This window comes from Streptomyces sp. NPDC102259 (genome assembly GCF_044766465.1).
In the GTDB taxonomy this organism is placed as follows: domain Bacteria; phylum Actinomycetota; class Actinomycetes; order Streptomycetales; family Streptomycetaceae; genus Streptomyces.
The window spans coordinates 1-1,267 of the sequence record NZ_JBIWMA010000068.1; the positions used below are offsets into that span (position 1 = coordinate 1).

The window sequence follows — 1,267 nt, forward strand, 5'->3', positions numbered from 1 at the left end:
GTTGATAGGCCGGATGTGGAAGCCCAGTAATGGGTGAAGCTGACTGGTACTAATAGGCCGAGGGCTTGTCCTCAGTTGCTCGCGTCCACTGTGTTAGTTCTGAGGCAACGACTGTTGCCGGCTAGAGCTGAAAACAAGTAAAAAGTGTGCTTGTTCGCTCGAAACCATTAGGGTTTCGGTGGTCATAGCGTAAGGGAAACGCCCGGTTACATTTCGAACCCGGAAGCTAAGCCTTACAGCGCCGATGGTACTGCAGGGGGGACCCTGTGGGAGAGTAGGACACCGCCGAACAATCTTTGGAAGGACCCCTGGTCCCAGCGTTCAGCTGGGACCAGGGGTCCTTTTTGTTTTTCTGTAGCGCGCCGGGTACCCGGGTGCGCGAGAATGTTTGCGGTACCGAAGACAGGAGTCACCGATGTCCACCAACTCTCCCGACGATCGACCGGAGCGCGACCAGCGGCGACGGGACAGTAGTGGGGACCGTGACAACCGCGGCGGCAGCGGCGGGGACCGTGGCGGTTTCCGTCGCGACAACGACCGCGCCGGTTCTGCTGGTTCTGGCCGACGCGATGACCGTCGCGACGACCGAGGCCGCAGTGATCGTGGTGAGCGCGGTGGCTTCCGTGGTCCCCGTGATGACCGTCGTGACGACCGTGGTTCGCGGCCGGCGTTCCAGCGCGATGACCGTGGGCCACGCCGGGATGACCGGGGCGAGCGTCCCCCGTTCCGCCGCGACGACCGCGGTAGCGAGCGTCCCGCCTTCCGGCGCGATGACCGCCGGGACGACCGGCGTGACGACCGTGGTGGCGAGCGCCCCCCCTTCCGCCGGGACGACAACCGTGGTGGTGGCGGGGATCGTGACCGTGGTGGCTTCGGCCGCCGGGACGATCGTCGTGATGACCGTCGTGACGACCGTGGTTCGCGGCCGGCGTTCCAGCGTGACGACCGTGGTGATCGTGGACCGCGTCGGGACGACCGGGGCGAGCGTCCCCCGTTCCGCCGCGACGACCGTGGCAGCGAGCGTCCCGCCTTCCGGCGCGATGACCGCCGGGACGACCGGCGTGACGACCGTGGTGGCGAGCGCCCCCCCTTCCGCCGGGACGACCGGCGGGACGACAACCGGGGTGACCGCGGTGGCTTCCGCGGTCCCCGTGATGACCGTCGTGATGACAACCGTGGTTCGCGGCCGGCGTTCCAGCGTGACGACCGTGGTGATCGTGGACCGCGTCGGGACGACCGGGGCGAGCGTCCCCCGTTCCGCCGCGAC

1 rRNA gene and 1 pseudogene are annotated in these 1,267 nt (G+C 67.6%); one reads left to right on the plus strand and one right to left on the minus strand.

Annotated features, from left to right (window positions below):
• The first annotated feature begins 174 nt into the window (after window positions 1–174).
• A 5S ribosomal RNA gene (gene rrf / locus ACIRPU_RS44380) occupies window positions 175–291 on the plus strand.
• 118 nt (window positions 292–409) lie between these two features.
• Here the strand turns inward: rrf and ACIRPU_RS44385 are convergent.
• Window positions 410–1,267: pseudogene (locus ACIRPU_RS44385) on the minus strand (hypothetical protein); the annotation flags it as partial.